The organism is Leclercia sp. LSNIH3, assembly GCF_002935105.1.
Classification (GTDB): domain Bacteria; phylum Pseudomonadota; class Gammaproteobacteria; order Enterobacterales; family Enterobacteriaceae; genus Enterobacter; species Enterobacter adecarboxylatus.
In genome coordinates, this window is the sequence record NZ_CP026387.1 from 4,187,200 (window position 1) to 4,203,865 (window position 16,666).

The window sequence follows — 16,666 nt, forward strand, 5'->3', positions numbered from 1 at the left end:
TCGTTACCGCAGAATGAAAGCTGTATACAGAACGTCAGTGACTTCCTGCTTAGGTTGACCGCTAATCAGAGGCGCGGCCAGCGTTTGCTTAATGTCTGCCACCAGTGTTTGTTTACCTTCATCGGTAGACAACTGTGCGGCATCCTGGCGCGAGAACAGCAGCAGCAGACGGCTGCGCACTTCCGGCAGGTATTCACTCAGACGGGTACGGGTAGCATCGTCTTTCAGACGCAGCGTAATGCCCACGTAAAACACGTGCTCAGCATCGCCCAGGTTAACGGTAAAAGTATCCAGCGCGAAAAAGACCGGGGCCGGCGGCGGCGGTAGCTCCGCTTTGGCTGCGGCTGACGGTGCTTTATTCATGCGCCAGTAGCTGTAACCTGCGGTAGCGCAGGCAGCGAGCGTAATTAACACCAGAAGCGGGATCCAGATGGAACGCTTACTTTTCTTGGTGATGGCGGAGTCAGTCATCTGATTCGTGCTTCCTGTTTCGGGACTGCTAATGGGGTGATTATCCCGTGTCCTCTCGCCGTCAAAGAGTCGAAAAGAGGGGGATAATCACGCTACCTCTGGCGTTTAGGTTTAGGCGAAGATATCGACAGCGTTGTTTCCACGTGCCGCGGACTGCAGGGAGGCAGGCACCGCAAGCAGCTCATCGTTCTCTTCATCGAATCCACCCGTGTTGCCGGAGCGGGCAGTCTGCTGCTGATGCTGAGAAGAAGCCTGCTGTTGGCTATTGAAATTTTCACTGCTGATGTTGCTTTGCGTCAGCTCAATGCCGTTTTCTGCGAGCTGGGTACGCAGCACCGGCAGTGCCGCTTCCAGCGCTGCACGAACGTGGCTATGGCCAGAGACCATCTGCAGCTGCGCCTGGTTATCATCCAGCTTAAGCGTAATTTGTACCTGGCCCAGATCTTCAGGGTGCAGACGCAGCTCGGCGCTCTGCTGGCCCTGACGGGTAAACAGCGTGATGTGCTGGCTGACGGTCTGCTGCCATTCATTGCTGCCCAACTGGGCGCTGACCACCGGCGCGGCAGCAAAGGTCGGCTGCACCGTAGACGGGGTGCTGACAATCGGCCCCATAGTGGCGGTTGGCCCGGTCGGGGACGGCGTGCTCTCTGCCGCCTGCTTTGGCGTCGTCGCGGCAACGGCTGGCGTCAGTTGGGTGTCGGAAGCCATCCCCGCGTTTTTATCCTGAACGACGGCTTTGGCGCTACGCAGGGCATCGGTATCCAGTACAGGCTGGCGGCCACGATCGCTGGTCAGGGAGACGTCAGCGTCAATGGCGCCGGTGCTCACCGGCTGGGGTGCGGCGGCAGTGACGGTCTGCTGATGGGGCAGCATCGCCATCAGGGCGCTTAACCCTGCCAGCTCTTCATCGCTAAGCTCGGTTTTGCTGTCGGCCTCTTTGGCTGCCTGGGTCAGGCTCTTCAGCACGTCGCCTTTAACAGCAGGCAGCAGCCCGGAGGTCAGGCCAGGCTGTGTGGTGCTTTCTTCGGTAACGGTGAGATCCTGATGCGCCAGCAGTTCGGCCAGTTTCCCGGCATCGGTGTCTGCATCAATATCGGTAGCATCGGCTTTCAGCGCCACGCTGGCCCGCTTACCGCCCGCGGTTTGCAGGTCGTTCAGCGTCAGCCCGGCCTCTTTCCCCTGGCCTTTAACGTCGCTTAACGCGCCCGCCAGCAGGGCAAGAAAGTCCTGCGCGCCGTCGGCCGCTTTTCCGCCCCGAACGCCAGCCGTAAGGTCGGTGTCGCTCGAAAGCAGTTGTTGAAGGGTGATCATTCCGGTGTCCTCATTGTTGCGCGCTGGGCAAACTCATCCATTTTTTTCTGATCGAGACGGTTTTCCGCCAGGGTTGCGGCGGCAAGCTGGCGATCCTGCAAGGTTTGCCACGCCTGTAAACGCTGTTTCTTCTCTCGCCAGAAGTTCAGGGCCCGGTCAACCTTCTCGGTCCACTGAAGCACCTGCTGGCGATGCTGTTCTATTGCTTTCTCCAGCGTCTGGATGAACTGTTGATAGTTGATCCAGCGCTGGCTGCCGATGCCCTGTGCCATATCCGTGTTGAGGTTGGTGCGATACTCATGCTGGTAGTCGATCAACATTTTCAGCTGTTCTTCTGCCTGCTGACATCCGCGGCGCATCGCGCCAAGCTGCTGTGCGGCATTATCAACATCTTTCTCGGCCAGATCTTTCAGCGTGGTTAACGCGCCGTGTTGTGCCATGACATTCGCCCTCTATTCGGTTACACCTGCGGGAAAATCATCTCCAGAGCCTGGATAGAGCTTTCCCAGTCGGCTTTTTCAAAAATACCCTGTTGCAGATACGCTTCCAGATGCGGCCACAGGGCGATCGCCTTGTCGAGCATGGGGTCGCTGCCTTTGGCATAGGCCCCGACGCTCACCAGATCGCGGTTGCGCTGGAAGCTGGAGAGTAACTGCTTGAAGTTACGCACGCGGGCGTAATGCTTCTCGGTAATCAGTGCCGTCATTGCACGGCTGATCGAGGCTTCGATATCGATCGCCGGATAGTGACCCGCTTCGGCCAGGCGGCGCGACAGAACGATATGGCCGTCGAGGATCGCTCGCGCCGAGTCGGCAATCGGATCCTGCTGGTCATCGCCTTCGGTCAGCACCGTATAAAACGCGGTGATGGAGCCCCCGCCGCTGATGCCATTACCGGCGCGTTCAACCAGTGCCGGTAACTTCGCAAATACCGAAGGCGGATAGCCTTTGGTGGCCGGCGGCTCGCCGATCGCCAGGGCGATTTCTCGCTGCGCCATGGCGTAACGGGTCAGGGAGTCCATGATCAACAGGACATGCTTACCCCGATCGCGGAAATCTTCCGCGATGCGCGTGGCGTAGGCGGCACCCTGCATACGCAGCAGAGGGGATACATCCGCCGGGGCGGCAATCACCACCGACCGGGCACGCCCTTCGGGACCAAGGATGTTCTCGATAAAATCTTTTACTTCACGGCCACGCTCGCCAATCAGCCCCACCACAATGACGTCGGCCTGGGTGTAGCGAGCCATCATTCCGAGCAGGACCGATTTCCCGACGCCGGAGCCAGCAAACAGACCCATACGCTGGCCGCGACCCACGGTCAGCAGGGCGTTGATCGGGCGTACACCGGTATCCAGCACATGCTCGATCGGCGTTCGTTGTAGCGGGTTAAAGGGTTGGGTAATCAGCGCCCCGGTTTCGGTGGTATCGGGGGAGGGCAGGCCATCCAACGGTTTACCGCCACCGTCCAGCACCCGTCCGAGCAGCGCCGGGCCGAGGGGCAACTGCTTGCCGCTGTGCAGTCCGTCGGCAGAGAAATTTTTCGCGTAGACGCGTGCGCCGGGCAGGACGCCTTCGACCTCTTCCAGCGGCATCAGGAACAGACGCTGGCCGTTAAAGCCAACCACTTCGCTCTCGACTTCGTGGATCTCGTTCCCGTCCTGGCGTTCGATAATGCAGGTGGCCCCCAGCGGCAGTTGCAGACCGGTCGCCTCCAGCACCAGACCGGTGGCACGGGTTAAGCGCCCGTAGCGGCGAAGCGCGGGCAGTTGCGCCATTTTGGTTTCAAAATTGTCGAGCGTGTTGAGCCAGCGGGTCAGGCGTGCGGTCATCAGATGACTCCCGGTGCTGCCAGACGGCACAGTTCCTGCCAGCGGGTTGCCACGCTGGCATCCAGATCGCCTTCATCGGCAGAGACTTTGCAGCCGCCGTGATGCAGGGTCGGATCGCCACGCAGACGCCACCCGTGCAGGCTCAGGGTCGCGCCGAGCATCTCTTCCACCCGCTGCAAATCGTCCGGGTGAACGCGCAACTGCGGTTTGCCGCTGAACAGCGGCTCCTGCTGCAACAGACCCTGGATCTGCTTAATCAGCGAGCTATTATCCACCGGCGGGGTATGACCAATCACCTGACGTGCCGCCTCGAGCGCCATCTGCATCAGGCGAGAGGCGATAACGCTGTCCAGTGCGTCCAGCGTATTCTGGAATTCGCTGACCAGCTGCTGCATCCGGGCATGGATCGGCGCCTGCTGTGTCCGCGCCTGCTCTAAGCCTTGTGCCAGCCCCTGGGCTAACCCTTCCTGATAGCCCTGTTCCTGGCCTTTTTGCCGCCCTTCGTTCATGCCGGCGGCGTAGCCCTGATCGTGTGCCTGAAGCTGGATCTTCGCCAGCTGCTGCGCGCGCTGCTCTTCTTCGCTCAGTTCAGGCTCTTCGTCATCCTCATCTGCCTCGGCAAGTGTCGGGGTCGCAGGCACAAACTCCGCGCGAGGAGGGGAGAGATCGTCCGGTGTCCAGATCTTCCACGGCAGTTCATCAGACATAGGTATCCTCGCCGCTGCCTACCACCATCTCGCCGGTTTCGGCCAGACGACGCACAATAAGGAGGATGGCTTTCTGTTCGTTCTCCACCTGAGACAGACGCACCGGGCCACGGTTGGCAAGGTCGTCGCGCAGGATATCCGCCGCACGCTGGGACATGTTGCGCAGGAACTTCTCGCGCAGCGGCTGTTCGGCGCCTTTGAGGGCGATAAGCAGCGATTCGGAGTCCACTTCCTGCAGCAGGCGCTGGATACTGCGGTCGTCCACGTCCACCAGGTTTTCGAACAGGAACATCTCGTCGATGATTTTCTGCGCCAGTTCGCCGTCGAATTCGCGCACAGCGGTAATAACCGCCTCTTCCTGCTGCGTTTTCATCAGGTTGATAATTTCTGCCGCGGTTCTCACGCCGCCCATTTTGCTGCGTTTGAGGTTCTGGCCGTCGAGCAGGCCATTCAGCACTTCGGTCAGTTCCGCCAGCGCCGCTGGCTGAACGCCGCCGAAGGTGGCGATACGCAGCATGACATCATGACGCAGACGTTCGTCGAACAGCGCCAGAATATCCGCCGCCTGGCCACGTTTGAGGTGGACCAGGATGGTGGCGATGATCTGCGGATGCTCGTCGCGAATAAGGTCGGCAGCGGTTTGCGGCTCCATAAAGTTGAGCGTTTCGATGCCGCTGGCGGTATCGCGGGTTTCGAGAATATCCTCCAGCAGGCTGGCAGCGCGCTCTTCGCCGAGCGCTTTGACCAGCACTGAACGCAGGTATTCGTTGGCGTTGACGTTGAGCGCCGCAAACTGTTCGGCTTCCTGTTCAAACTCGGCCAGCACGTCGGTCAGCTGTTTGTTGGAGATCTGACGCACGTTGGCCATCGCCGCACTGAGAACCTGCACTTCGCGCTGGGAGAGGTGTTTGAACACCTCTGCCGCCCGGTCCTCGCCAATGGTCATCAGCAGGATGACGCTTTTATCCGTTCCGGTAAGGTTACTCATTTTCTGTACTCATCCACTGGCGAATGACCAGCGCCACGACGCGCGGATCGTTATCTGACATTTCGCGAATACGCTGGCTCATGACCTCAGCGCCCATGCGCTGGTTAGCACGGCGTTGCTGCATTTGTTCGTCTTTGCTGAGACGCACTTCCACGGCTTCATGGGTCTCTTCGCGCAGCAGGCTTTGCTCTTTCAGCGCTTTGGCCTCTTCGGCACGGCGAACCAGTTGTGGGCGTACTGCTTTACGCCACAGCAGCCAGGCAACAATCACCACCAGTAACCAGCGTCCGATTTCAATCAGCAGATCCATAAAGGCCTGCTTCTGCCAGAACGGCAGCTCACCGCTGGTATCGTCCACGGCGCTGAACGGTGAGTTCACGACGTTGAGGGTATCGCCACGCTTCTCGGAATAACCCATGGCTTCACGGGTCAGGTCTTCGATCTGCTTCATCTGCTCGGCGGTCAGCGGCAGGGGCTTACCGTCCGGCAGGGTTTTGTAGTTGACGACCACCGCCACGGAGAGACGCTGCACGTCACCGGTGTTCATTTTGGTGTGGCGAATGGTGCGATCGACTTCGTAGTTAGTGGTTTCGTTACGGCTGCTGGTGCGCGGGCCTGAGTTGGCTGCAGTGGTCGTTTGCTGCTGCTGGGCACCCTGCTGACCGTTCTGCTGGTTTTGCGCCGGGGTGGTGATTGGCGCGGTATTGGCAGGGGCTGGCTGGTTGGAGAGCGCACCCGGCACACCGCCAGGGTTAGGGCCACCGACCTGCAAGTTTTCATTTACCTGACGCGAGCGCATCACGGCCTGGGCAGCATCGCCGTTTGGACGATACTGCTCTTCGGTCTGCTCTTTATCCGCAAAATCGATCTGCGCGGTGACCTGGGCATGGACGTTGCTGGTGCCGACGATTGGACCAAGAATGGCTTCGATGCGGCTCTGAACGCGATTTTCCACGTCGGTGGCATACTTCAGCTGCGCATCATTCAGATCGCGAGCGCTGGTATTGGATTTGGTTAACAGGCGACCCATCTGGTCCACCAGGGTCACGTTACCCGGCGGTAAACCGGCCACGGCACTGGAGACCAGATGGACCACGGCGCTGATCTGCCCTTCATCCAGCGCACGGCCGGGTTGCAGATTAACGGTGACGGACGCCGACGGCGCTTTCTGTTCACGGACAAACAGCGTTGGTTTTGGCATGGCCAGGTGCACGCGAGCGCTTTTCAGCGGGCCGAGGGTTTCGATGGTGCGGGCCAGCTCGCCTTCCAGCGCGCGCTGGTAGTTAACCTGCTCGCTGAACTGGCTAATGCCGAATTTTTCCTGATCCAGGAGTTCAAAGCCCACCGCGCCGCCTTTCGGCAGACCTTGCTGGGCAAGTCGTAAGCGGAGTTCATGCACTTTATCGGCAGGGACTTCCAGCGCGCCACCATTATCCGAGAAACGGTAGGGGACGTTCATCTGGGTTAACTGGGTGACGATAGCACCGCCATCCTGGTCCGAGAGGTTGCTGAAAAGGGTGCGGTAGTCTGGCTGTTTGGCCCATAAGACCATAGCGACAACGATAGCGATAGCGGCAGCACCTGCCACGATCAACGGCACTTTAGGGTTCGCGCGCAGGCGGCTCATCCATTCGAGAGATTTAGTTTGAGGGCTGGATGTTGCTGTCGCACTCATAGCGCACCTCGTGACTCATCGTGGATTTCATTATTCGTGTGGAGAAACAAAACAGGCTCCCGGGTCGGCAAACACAACAAAAATTCCATAATCATGGCTGTGCCATTATTTGATGAAACGGGAATTTCTATTCGTCAAATAACCTGGTTTTTTCACGCTATTTAGCGCCTTTATCTTATTGACAGGCTGGTACTCTTGAGCGCGTAAAAATCCATCAGGGGAAAGTCATGGCAATACAGGGGATTGAAAGCGTCATTAGCCAGTTGCAGGCAACGGCAATGACCGCCCGTCATCAGAACGTGGCTGACGTGCAGTCAACCGTCAGCTTCGCGGGCCAGCTGCATGCGGCACTGGACCGGATCAGCGATACCCAAACCGCCGCACGCGTACAGGGCGAAAAATTCACCATGGGTGTGCCGGGCATTGGTCTGAATGATGTGATGACCGATTTGCAAAAAGCATCAGTGTCGATGCAGATGGGTATCCAGGTACGTAATAAACTGATGCAGGCGTATCAGGATGTGATGAGTATGCAGGTTTAGGTTCCCTAACCTACTGTAATTAATCCGCTTTATACATCAGATCCCATTGCGTGGGGCACTGATGGGGCAAAGTCGGCTAATTTCTGGTTCAGCATGATCACCTGGTCCTGGTTTTTTTCGGCCATCCAGGAACCGTATACGCGATATACCGTCTGGGGCCTGACTATAAAGTCGGGGTTGGCCCCAGCTGTTAATGACCAGCATGCGTAAGTGTGAAGGGACTGATATGCTTTGCGGTAACGAATCCCGTCGTGCCGCATTGCGCCTTCCCAGATCTGGTTCACAGATCCTATCGCGTAATCATGCTCTGCCCGGCCATTGCGCGTAATTTCCGCCTGATTCTTCAGCACGTCTATTGCTGGCTGGGTCAGGTGAATTACTCGATTCGTCCCTGCATCTATTTCCGGTAACGTGAACTCCTTTGTCAGCGTATGATTGCGGCGAATGGCCATGGTACCAGTCTTGTGGCTGTTATGTGGGTATGCACGCAGCGGAATCAGCCGGAGCAGGGCTGTATAGCTATGACATCAATGTCAGTGGCATTGTCGGTGAGGTGTATGGTCAGTATGCGCACCTCTCTCGCGTCCTGAGCATTGGAAACAAAATCAGAATCTCAGAGCGAACAGCATTCTCTGTCCCGTTCAGGGCATTATTGATATTGCTCCTGCCAACGCGGCAATCACTATAAACGCGAATTTAAATGGCAGAGCCTTCTCGACCAATATCTTTGACTGCCGTTATGCAATTTATGGTGATACAAACACTGCTATAGTTAAGGTAAGAAAACCTGTATGGGAAAACACCAATATCATCGGCATCAAACATGCGGTTACAAGGGGGGCATTGAACCTTTGCAAAATGAATTCCACACTGGTCAATAATTCAAAAATTGATTTCAGGTTGTCCTTAGAAGATCTGAGTATGTTCTCTGTGCTGTATTTCCCATCAACATGTATCGTCACCTGGTCCGTGATATTGATTTCACCGGATGAATGACCGACACAGTTGTATTAGCAAACTGACGCGAATATTTATGTTGAATAACCAGAAAGTATAACCTTTACGAGTTACTCCAATACAGGCTCTGTCGGGTTATCTTATATTGGTTCAACTTATGCTTGATTTACAAATGCCAGGCCATTGTCAACAGGCTGCACAACAGACTATCAATTATTTTCTTCCTGGACCACAGAGCCAAATGTTCATCTGATCGGGATAAAATTCAATGAAGCAGGAGCGATTAGGCTAATATTGTAAGAGAGCTGTAAAATAAAGCCGCCTGAAAAGGCGGCTTGTACATTTAATTAATATTTTACAGCGCTACACTGGAGTGGCATTTGCACCCATATTTTTTGGTGCATGGTTTTTAATTCTCCTTGTGAAGTACCGGAAAACTATAAACATGCAGATTAACATCTTAAGGTTACCTGAGAGATTTGTCAGGATGGTTTCGCTAAGGAACTCAGTAAGGAGACTAACACTCAGAACAGAATAAAAGGCGAGCATAAGAAGATTGCCAGACTTTGCTGAGCAGTAAATACAGGAAATCAAGACCCCGTATACCATGGCCCCCAAAGCAATGCCGTAGTAGCCCATATCGCTGTAAAACGGCTGTAACACGGTGTAGACATTGGTAGGCGTAGGTATATATACATAATCAAGTATTGTTTTTACTGGCTCATTAGCTGAAATACCAGCCTTAAATGCTATTGCATGTATAAACCTAAATGTATAGTCACCTGCCCAGTTTACGTTAGAATCAATCAATGTTCCGAAGGCAATTATTGGGGAGTAGATATATGTGCCGAGAACATATGCTACAGATGCTGAGTCATTTTCTGACAGGCGATAGAAATGCATCACAAGTATAAGTGCCAAAAGAACAGGCGCGAAAATAGCGAGTTTCTTTTTATTGATTCCATGCTTCATTTCATAAATTGTAAGGAAGACAAGGATTGGAGTTATTACAGCAAATTTACCCATCGTTCCCAGAGCAAACAGCAGAAGCCATGCGGAAATTGTAACCTTTTCTATCATTCTGGATTTATAGATGCATATAGACGCAAACATCGACATTATTATCGGATAGAAAACAGGCATAAATGTGAATGTAGGATATTCATAATTTTCTTCAATGTTTGCCAGTCTAAGGTTAAGAAGGAAGTTAACCGGGCCGCCAGTTCCTACCTTGTAAATCTCGTACGCGGTAATGACACATACCGGGATGACAAAAATCGAGTAACGGGCGCACATTCTTGATGAATCTTTGACCTCATAAAGAATGGACTTTTTCTTTTGTGATATCTCGAACACAAAATATGTAAAACCTGTAATTAATATCCATATCAGCAGGCAGTAAAAAGTTTCCTCTTTAAATTCATTGAATTGGTCGTAAGATAAATACCCTACCGCACTCATGATCATCCACGATGAGAGTGTCAGGATTAATGGAGAGGTAATTGCGCTTTTCATATACTTTAACGCAAGGAAAAATAAAGAAAAGCAAATCGCAAATATTATAATTAAGTATATCATCTTCCAATCCCGCCACCATTAATTACTTGTTTTATGAAACAGCATCCAACCGTGACAATAAATTTAAACGAATAAAAACCAACATATTCCGAAAGACGCAAATATTAGCATGCGTTGCAGTATTGATCGACACATAAAAAGCATGCTGTATGCATATACAGTTTTTCTTCAGGAGGTGTTAGCTATGGCACGCTACGACGATAAGATAAACGCGCTCAACAGGTCGATCACCCACGAGCCGTCTGGCCGTAAGGTCGTCCGGACCAGCGTATTTGTTCGCAACCTTGCCCATCTTAACCACGCCCTGTCACTTGACGAGGCTAACCGATGGATAACATTCCGGGACGCATTGACGGAAGAGGGCGACGATCAGTTGTGGTCCCAGTCAATCCGAACGGAGGGTTGTGATATGGGTTTCCCTTGACCGGCGACAGACTACGTTGAGCGCAGGCTCTGTCCTGAAAGCATCTGCGGTATTGGCATCGACAACCGCATCCTGAAAACATCATCGGGTTCGCGGTTATCGAGCCTGTCACCAGGTTGTCACAGGAGCGGGTTCATTGATTTTGTCGGGTGGGCGTACCCAATTTGCAAGAGTCAGGGGTTGAGCGTTAATCACGGATGATGGAGAAGCGATCGAGGGCGCTGTAGCGAAAGAGGTCGAAATTAGGGGACTGATGACGTTCTTCATCAACAGCGCGAGCGAGGATGACAGGGGGGATGATGGGCCATGGGGCCTAAATGGAGCATATTTTGATGCCCGTGATCATGTGAACTTAGGGGGATGATGTTTCTTACGGCGGCAATCGGCTGATGTTTAATCCGCTGTTGGCCGATTTTTACTGCCTAGGAAAATTGCACAGTCATATTAAGAGTATGCAGGTTTAGTTCTTCTGATGCTGGCCACCGGACCGCTTAGATGCCACACTATTTTTTTCGACATATACTCGTCATACTTCAGGGTGTCTACGCGTTGACTTGCCTCGGCCGTTGGCCTCGCCTCTTTGGGGCCAAGGCAAGCGCTGTGCAAAACGGTTAACCGTTTTGTCATGCAACTCGAATTATTTAGGGTAAAGACGGAACAATGATGAAAAAAATAGCAATTATCGCGGGTCTGTTGGCATTAACCGGATGTGTGCAAGTCGACAGATACCAGGATGTGGTCAAGCATCCCGCTCCGGCTGAACTGGCCGGGTACTGGCAGTCGAAAGGGCCGCAAAGCAAAATGGTCAGCCCGGAAGCGATCGCCTCGCTGGTAGTGACGCAAGAGGGGGATACCCTCGACTGCCGCCAGTGGCAGCGCGTGATTGCGGTAAAAGGAAAGATCATGCTGCGTTCGGATGATTTTTATAACGTGACCAGCAAACTGGATATCTACCCGCTGGATCGTGAAGGCAGCGCCATTGAATATGATGGGATGATCCTGCATCGCGTCGATCGCCCGACCGTCGAGTGCGCGACGTACCTCAGCAAAAATCCGCTCGACAGTAAGCTTCCGTAAGAGATCGGGTGGCCGGGCAAGCGTAGCGCTGCCCGGTTTCTCACTTTTTACAACGCATCCTCTATGACCCACACGCTGACGCTGCCGCCGTTGCAGGTAAACACCCCGGTGCCGGTTTCATCGGTCGTGACGGTTTCTTCCCGATTGCCGAGAAAATCTTTCCAGTTTCTGTTGCCGTAGTTCTCGCCCAGCGTAATTGTCTTTTCGCCCTCGTCGCCGTTAGAGAGCACCACCACGCAGCCCGGATCTTCTTCGGTGCCGCTGCGGCTGAAGGCAATGCAGTTAGGGTGATCGAACCACAGAGTCTGCACGCCGTGGGCAAACCGCTGACGGGCGAGGATCAGCTGGTCGAGCTGCTCAATCACCGGCATGTCGATATGGTACATCTCACCGTCGCCGCCGGTGTCATCATAGCTGGCACCGTACAGATCGGGATAGAAGACGCTCGGCACACCATTCTCACGCAGTAAAATCAAGGCGTAAGCCAGCGGTTTGAACCAGGCCTCGACCGGCGCCTCCAGCGCCTGTAATGGCTGGGTGTCGTGGTTAGCCACCAGCGTTACCGCATGGAAGGGATCGGCCTCTACCAGCGTGCCGGTAAAGATCTGGCTCATGTCGTAATCACGCCCCTGCAAAGAGGCTTCGTGAAACTTCATGTGCAGCGGGGCGTCGAACAGCATGGTTTTCCCGTCCACCTGATCAATGTACTGCTGCAGTTTATCGACATCCGGCGACCAGTATTCCGCCACGATAAACAGCGGCTTCGGTGCCACTTCCTGTACGTGCTCGATCCACTCTTTATAGAACCATGCCGGAATATGTTTTACCGCATCCAGACGGAAGCCGTCACACTGGGTCTGCTCCATCACCCAGCGCGCCCAGTATTTGATCTCCTCCGTCACCGCACGGTTACGAAAATCGATATTCTCGCCCATCAGGTAATCAAAGTTCCCCATCTCGTTATCGACCTGATCGTTCCAGCCTTCGCCGGTGTAGTCGTTAACGATCTTGAAGATGCCATCTTCAGTAGGGTTTTCGATGTGATCGATGCCGCTGAAACATTTGTAATCCCAGACAAACGCCGAGTACTGTCCGTTTCGAACCGGGAAGGTGTAGCGGGTCCAGGCTTCACATTCGATGATCTCATCGTCGATCTGATTGCGATCGTCCGCATTCACCCGCTGGACGCGGATTGCCTCTTTCTCATCGGCACCCATTTTGTGGTTGACCACTACGTCCATGAGCACCGCAATGTTGTTGCGTTTTAACGCCCCGATAGCGGACAGCAACTGGTCTTTATCACCGTATTTGGTGGGGACGGATCCTTTTTGATCGAACTCACCGAGATCGAAGAGATCGTAGCAGTCGTAACCGACGGAGTACCCACCGGATGCGCCTTTATAGGCTGGGGGCAGCCAGACCATGTTGATGCCGATGTCGTTTAAATCGTCAGCGCGCTCGGCCACTTCAGGCCAGAGTTGACTGCCGTCAGGGTAATACCAGTGGAAGAACTGCAAGAGGGTGGGGTTTTTCATCTTCCTTGCTCCAGAAGCCGTTTCGGCGGACCTCTGGAGTATGGATGATTTGAATCATAACGGGAGGTCGCGGGTTAAATTTTCCGGATAAAGAATATTGCCTGACAGTTTGCCATAAGTAGAAGTTACCGATTGTTGTTTACCGGTCTGGGTGATCAACTGGCGCAGCTCATTCATTCTGTCCGTCAACAACGCTTTCAGCTCCGTTTCATTCTGCAGCACTTTTTCCAGCAGAAAGCGTGCCTGCTCAATTTGCGCAGGAGGGCAGGCTGAGATGGCGTTTTGTCCGATACTTTCGACTAACTTAACGTACTCCGTCTCTTTTTCAACCAGCTCATCCCACTGGCCGGAATGAGCGAGTTTCAGCATGGCAATACTCAGGGCATGCAGAGCATGCCAGTTGTTAAGAGCAGTGCTAGGGTTGTTCATCAAAATTATCCTGAAATGGAGGCAGCATTGGGGCCGATTTGTTTCCACGCATCCGCAATGTTAGTCAGTAAACCTTCAACCTCGACGATCGCCTCGACATCATTTCGTAGATTCGCCTGCAATAAACGGCGAACCATATAGTCATAAAGCGCGGCAAGATTTCCCGGTAAGTCACTGTCGACTTCCATGTTCAGGCCAGCCTTTAATCCATTGTCAATAATGTTGATGGCTTTCGACAGAGCCTCGCCTTTCTCGGGCATCTGACCAGCCTCAAGGAACAGGCGAGCCCGGACAAGGGCGCTATGCGCCCCATCAAACAACATGACGATTAATTGATGTGGACTGGCGTTCATTACCGCACTTTCCACCCCTATCTGCTGATAGGACTGAACACCAGAGGTGTTATACATATTTACTCCTAAAATGATTACTAACTTTGTGAAAACTGTTGAGTAAGATAATTAGCTGTACTTGTCATCTTTGTTACAAGCACATCCAGACTGGTAAACTGCGCTTTGTAACGCGCCATAGTGGCTTCAATCGACGCATCCATGGCGTCATAACGGGCGCTAAGGTTTTTAAGCGTTTTGTTTATACCGTCTTTTGCGTTCTGGATAACCCCTGAGCTGCCAGTGGCTGTGCTCAGCATCGAATCCAGAGTTTTACTCATCTGAGTGGCAAGGCCGGTTGTTTTACCATCGCCAATAAAATATTGCTGTACAGCATCCGGATTGTCAGTGAGAGCTTTATTCAACTTAGTGGTGTCAACTTTCAAATTACCCAGAGTTCCGTCTGATCCTCTGACGGGATCCTGAGTAATTCCAAGCTGCGCCATAATCTGTACTGAACCTTCCTGAATATTGGTCAACAGGCTACGTAATTGAGATTGAACGCTCCGTACGTTGGCGTCACCTACAAGGGCACCATTACTGGTAGACTGACCATCTGTGCCTGCATCCACAGCGACATACTTTGTGAGGCTGTTGATTGTTGACTGCAGGGAATTGTAAGCAGTTACCCAATCTGAGACCGCTTTCTGATTAGCATCTGTTGCACGGGCGACTTCCAGTGTTTCGTCAGCTTTACTTTCGGCTTTGAGGGTGAAAGTCACTCCAGGTAAGGCGTCAGAGATAGTATTTGACTGACGCTCAATCTCAATGTCATTGACTACAACGACAGCGTTTTGGGCTACTGTATTGACAGAAAGTTGGCCTGTCTTCGTTTTAGAGTCATAGCCAATTGCTGCTTGTAATTTTGCATCCCCAGCCACTTCGATCGTCATTTCACCATCAGTACCGGTGGTTTTAGATGTGAGCATCAGGCGATAGTCACCCTCTTTGGCTTTGATAACGCTAGCTGTTACATTACCGTTCGCTTTATTAATTGCATTAGCTATGCCAGTTAACGACGTATCACTATCAGACAATTCAACCTTTAAGGGTGTTTTGGTTCCCGGTTGAGTAATCGTAATTGTACGTGTTGTCCCGGTTGTATTACCCAGCACTTCAGTGTTCGTCGCATATGAGCCAGTTGAAAGTGCTTGCGCTTTCGCGAGTTTATTAACGTTAACAACAAAAGAACCGGTAGAGGCTGCTGAGGTTGTTGTGGCCGCGAAAGCAGTGTTCGTGCTACTTACTGACGTTGAGTTCCATGTTGCCGTTTTACCCAATGCTGCTGTTGCAGTCTGAAGAGTTGTCATGGCGCTCTGCAGCTTGCCGTAAGCACTCAATTGTGCGTTATACGTCGATTGCTGGGTGGTTATGGTCGTCAGCTTGGTCTTTTCAGCCGCTTCTAACTGATTATATAAATCCCCGAGTCCTGCAGAACCTATCCCGAGATTACTGATAGTTGCCATGCATATTTTCCTTAAAAGACGAAGTAGTTCAGAACTCGTTATCGGCGTCTTGGGGGAAAAGTTTACGACCTTGAAAAAAAAATAATCTATGAATAAGCCACCACCGAATAGGGTATATAGAGGGATTGCTCCAAGTAGTGAAGATCCCCCTAAGAAGAAAAACGCTGGTTGAAAGAGCGAAAACATAAGGGTGAGTTTGCGTTAGGAGTGATTTATTCAAAAAGGCTAAAGGTTATTTATTTAATAAAAATCATTATTTATCAATGCATTGAAATTTTTTAAAAATTGATTCTAAAGTCTTTTGGCGACCCGTCGATAACCTTGTTGACGGTGAGAGACGCTGTGAGTGTTAGGCACCGGACCTAAAACCCAATTTTGAAGGAAAGAAAATTATGGCAGTTATCAATACTAACCTGTTGTCCTTGACTACTCAGAACAACCTGAACAAATCTCAGTCATCACTGGGCACTGCTATTGAGCGTCTGTCCTCCGGCCTGCGTATCAACAGCGCTAAAGACGATGCAGCGGGTCAGGCGATTTCTAACCGCTTCACCTCTAACATCAAAGGCCTGACTCAGGCTTCCCGTAATGCGAACGACGGTATCTCTATTGCTCAGACTGCTGAAGGCTCTCTGAACGAAATCAACAACAACCTGCAGCGTATTCGTGAACTGTCTGTTCAGGCTCAGAACGGCACCAACTCTGGTTCAGATATTGACTCTATCCAGTCTGAAGTTAACCAGCGTCTGGACGAAATTAACCGTGTTGCTAGCCAGAGCCAGTTTAACGGTATCAAAATCTTGGCAAGTACTGGCTCTGCCACTACTATCTCTATTCAGGTCGGTGCTAATGATACTCAGAAAATCGATATCAGCATCAAGGGCAATAGCAGCTGGAACAAGTTTGATTCCACAGGCGTTACTGGTACTACTGCTGGTCTGGCTACCGGCGAAACTCGTGCTGAGAAAGCTAAAGGCTTCGACGTGCTGGCAACTGACGTTCTGGCTTCAATCGATGATGCTCTTAAAGCAGTTGATACTCAGCGTTCGGATTTAGGTGCGATTCAAAACCGTTTCGAATCTACCATCTCTAACCTGAGCAACACCATCACCAACCTGTCTGCTGCACAGTCTCGTATTCAGGATGCTGACTACGCGACCGAAGTTTCTAACATGAGCCGTGCACAGATTCTGCAACAAGCAGGTACTTCTGTACTGTCTCAGGCAAATCAGGTTCCACAGGGCGTGCTGTCTCTGCTGCGTTAATAATTCAGTTATTAGCAATGG

16 protein-coding genes and 1 pseudogene are annotated in these 16,666 nt (G+C 52.5%); 4 read left to right on the plus strand and 13 right to left on the minus strand.

All coding sequences use genetic code 11. The features are described from left to right. Positions 1–3 precede the first annotated feature (3 nt). The 7 genes from fliL to fliF all read right to left on the minus strand — a co-directional run bounded on the left by fliL (position 4) and on the right by fliF (position 6,983). Positions 4–471 (minus strand): flagellar basal body-associated protein FliL, encoded by a 468-nt coding sequence (fliL, locus tag C3F35_RS20240; RefSeq protein ID WP_103792110.1) that lies wholly within the window; start codon positions 469–471, stop codon positions 4–6. A 111-nt stretch (positions 472–582) separates the two neighbouring features. Next, positions 583–1,782 (minus strand): flagellar hook length control protein FliK, encoded by a 1,200-nt coding sequence (fliK, locus tag C3F35_RS20245; RefSeq protein WP_103792109.1) that lies wholly within the window; start codon positions 1,780–1,782, stop codon positions 583–585. Next, the gene (fliJ, locus tag C3F35_RS20250; protein ID WP_032612259.1) at positions 1,779–2,222 is read right to left on the minus strand and encodes a flagellar export protein FliJ; all 444 of its coding nucleotides are present in this window, start codon (positions 2,220–2,222) and stop codon (positions 1,779–1,781) included. Before fliJ ends, fliK begins: the two co-directional genes overlap by 4 nt. A 20-nt stretch (positions 2,223–2,242) precedes the next feature. Continuing rightward, positions 2,243–3,613 (minus strand): flagellar protein export ATPase FliI, encoded by a 1,371-nt coding sequence (fliI, locus tag C3F35_RS20255; protein WP_059307601.1) that lies wholly within the window; start codon positions 3,611–3,613, stop codon positions 2,243–2,245. Beyond that, positions 3,613–4,320: a flagellar assembly protein FliH gene (gene fliH / locus C3F35_RS20260; RefSeq protein ID WP_103792108.1), complete on the minus strand. Its 708-nt coding sequence runs from the start codon at positions 4,318–4,320 to the stop codon at positions 3,613–3,615. The genes fliI and fliH overlap by 1 nt, the downstream gene beginning before the upstream one ends. Then, on the minus strand, positions 4,313–5,308 hold the full coding sequence (gene fliG / locus C3F35_RS20265; protein ID WP_032612254.1) for a flagellar motor switch protein FliG: 996 nt from the start codon (positions 5,306–5,308) through the stop codon (positions 4,313–4,315). Before fliG ends, fliH begins: the two co-directional genes overlap by 8 nt. Continuing rightward, on the minus strand, positions 5,301–6,983 hold the full coding sequence (fliF, locus tag C3F35_RS20270; protein ID WP_032612252.1) for a flagellar basal-body MS-ring/collar protein FliF: 1,683 nt from the start codon (positions 6,981–6,983) through the stop codon (positions 5,301–5,303). Before fliF ends, fliG begins: the two co-directional genes overlap by 8 nt. A 227-nt stretch (positions 6,984–7,210) precedes the next feature. Here fliF and fliE point away from each other — a divergent pair, with 227 nt between their 5' ends. Further along, positions 7,211–7,525: a flagellar hook-basal body complex protein FliE gene (gene fliE, locus C3F35_RS20275; RefSeq protein WP_032612250.1), complete on the plus strand. Its 315-nt coding sequence runs from the start codon at positions 7,211–7,213 to the stop codon at positions 7,523–7,525. Between the two features lie 29 nt (positions 7,526–7,554). On the opposite strand, the pseudogene C3F35_RS27105 reads toward fliE, so the two are convergent. Further along, a pseudogene (locus tag C3F35_RS27105) lies at positions 7,555–7,989 on the minus strand (integrase); the annotation flags it as partial. A 259-nt stretch (positions 7,990–8,248) separates the two neighbouring features. Here C3F35_RS27105 and C3F35_RS27390 point away from each other — a divergent pair. Further along, entirely contained in the window at positions 8,249–8,521 is a 273-nt protein-coding gene (locus C3F35_RS27390) for a hypothetical protein (protein WP_442786137.1), read from the plus strand. Between the two features lie 324 nt (positions 8,522–8,845). Here C3F35_RS27390 and C3F35_RS20290 read toward each other — a convergent pair whose 3' ends face one another. Then, positions 8,846–10,060: an O-antigen polymerase gene (locus C3F35_RS20290; protein ID WP_103792107.1), complete on the minus strand. Its 1,215-nt coding sequence runs from the start codon at positions 10,058–10,060 to the stop codon at positions 8,846–8,848. A gap of 1,087 nt (positions 10,061–11,147) precedes the next feature. On the opposite strand from C3F35_RS20290, the gene yedD reads away from it, so the two are divergent. After that, complete coding sequence (gene yedD / locus C3F35_RS20305) at positions 11,148–11,561, plus strand: lipoprotein YedD (protein WP_103792106.1); 414 nt, start codon at positions 11,148–11,150, stop codon at positions 11,559–11,561. A 47-nt stretch (positions 11,562–11,608) separates the two neighbouring features. Here yedD and amyA read toward each other — a convergent pair whose 3' ends face one another. Genes amyA through fliD form a run of 4 tightly spaced genes read right to left on the minus strand, consistent with a single transcriptional unit; the run spans position 11,609 to position 15,380 of the window. Next, entirely contained in the window at positions 11,609–13,096 is a 1,488-nt protein-coding gene (gene amyA, locus C3F35_RS20310) for an alpha-amylase (RefSeq protein WP_059307606.1), read from the minus strand. Positions 13,097–13,150: 54 nt separating this feature from the next. Then, positions 13,151–13,525 (minus strand): flagella biosynthesis regulatory protein FliT, encoded by a 375-nt coding sequence (fliT, locus tag C3F35_RS20315; protein ID WP_059307607.1) that lies wholly within the window; start codon positions 13,523–13,525, stop codon positions 13,151–13,153. A gap of 5 nt (positions 13,526–13,530) precedes the next feature. Further along, positions 13,531–13,935, minus strand: coding sequence for a flagellar export chaperone FliS (gene fliS, locus C3F35_RS20320; RefSeq protein WP_103792105.1), 405 nt, complete (start codon positions 13,933–13,935; stop codon positions 13,531–13,533). Positions 13,936–13,955: 20 nt separating this feature from the next. Next, on the minus strand, positions 13,956–15,380 hold the full coding sequence (fliD, locus tag C3F35_RS20325; RefSeq protein ID WP_103792104.1) for a flagellar filament capping protein FliD: 1,425 nt from the start codon (positions 15,378–15,380) through the stop codon (positions 13,956–13,958). Positions 15,381–15,772: 392 nt separating this feature from the next. Between fliD and C3F35_RS20330 the strand changes: the two genes are divergently transcribed. Continuing rightward, complete coding sequence (locus C3F35_RS20330; RefSeq protein ID WP_103792103.1) at positions 15,773–16,645, plus strand: flagellin N-terminal helical domain-containing protein; 873 nt, start codon at positions 15,773–15,775, stop codon at positions 16,643–16,645. Positions 16,646–16,666 lie beyond the last annotated feature (21 nt).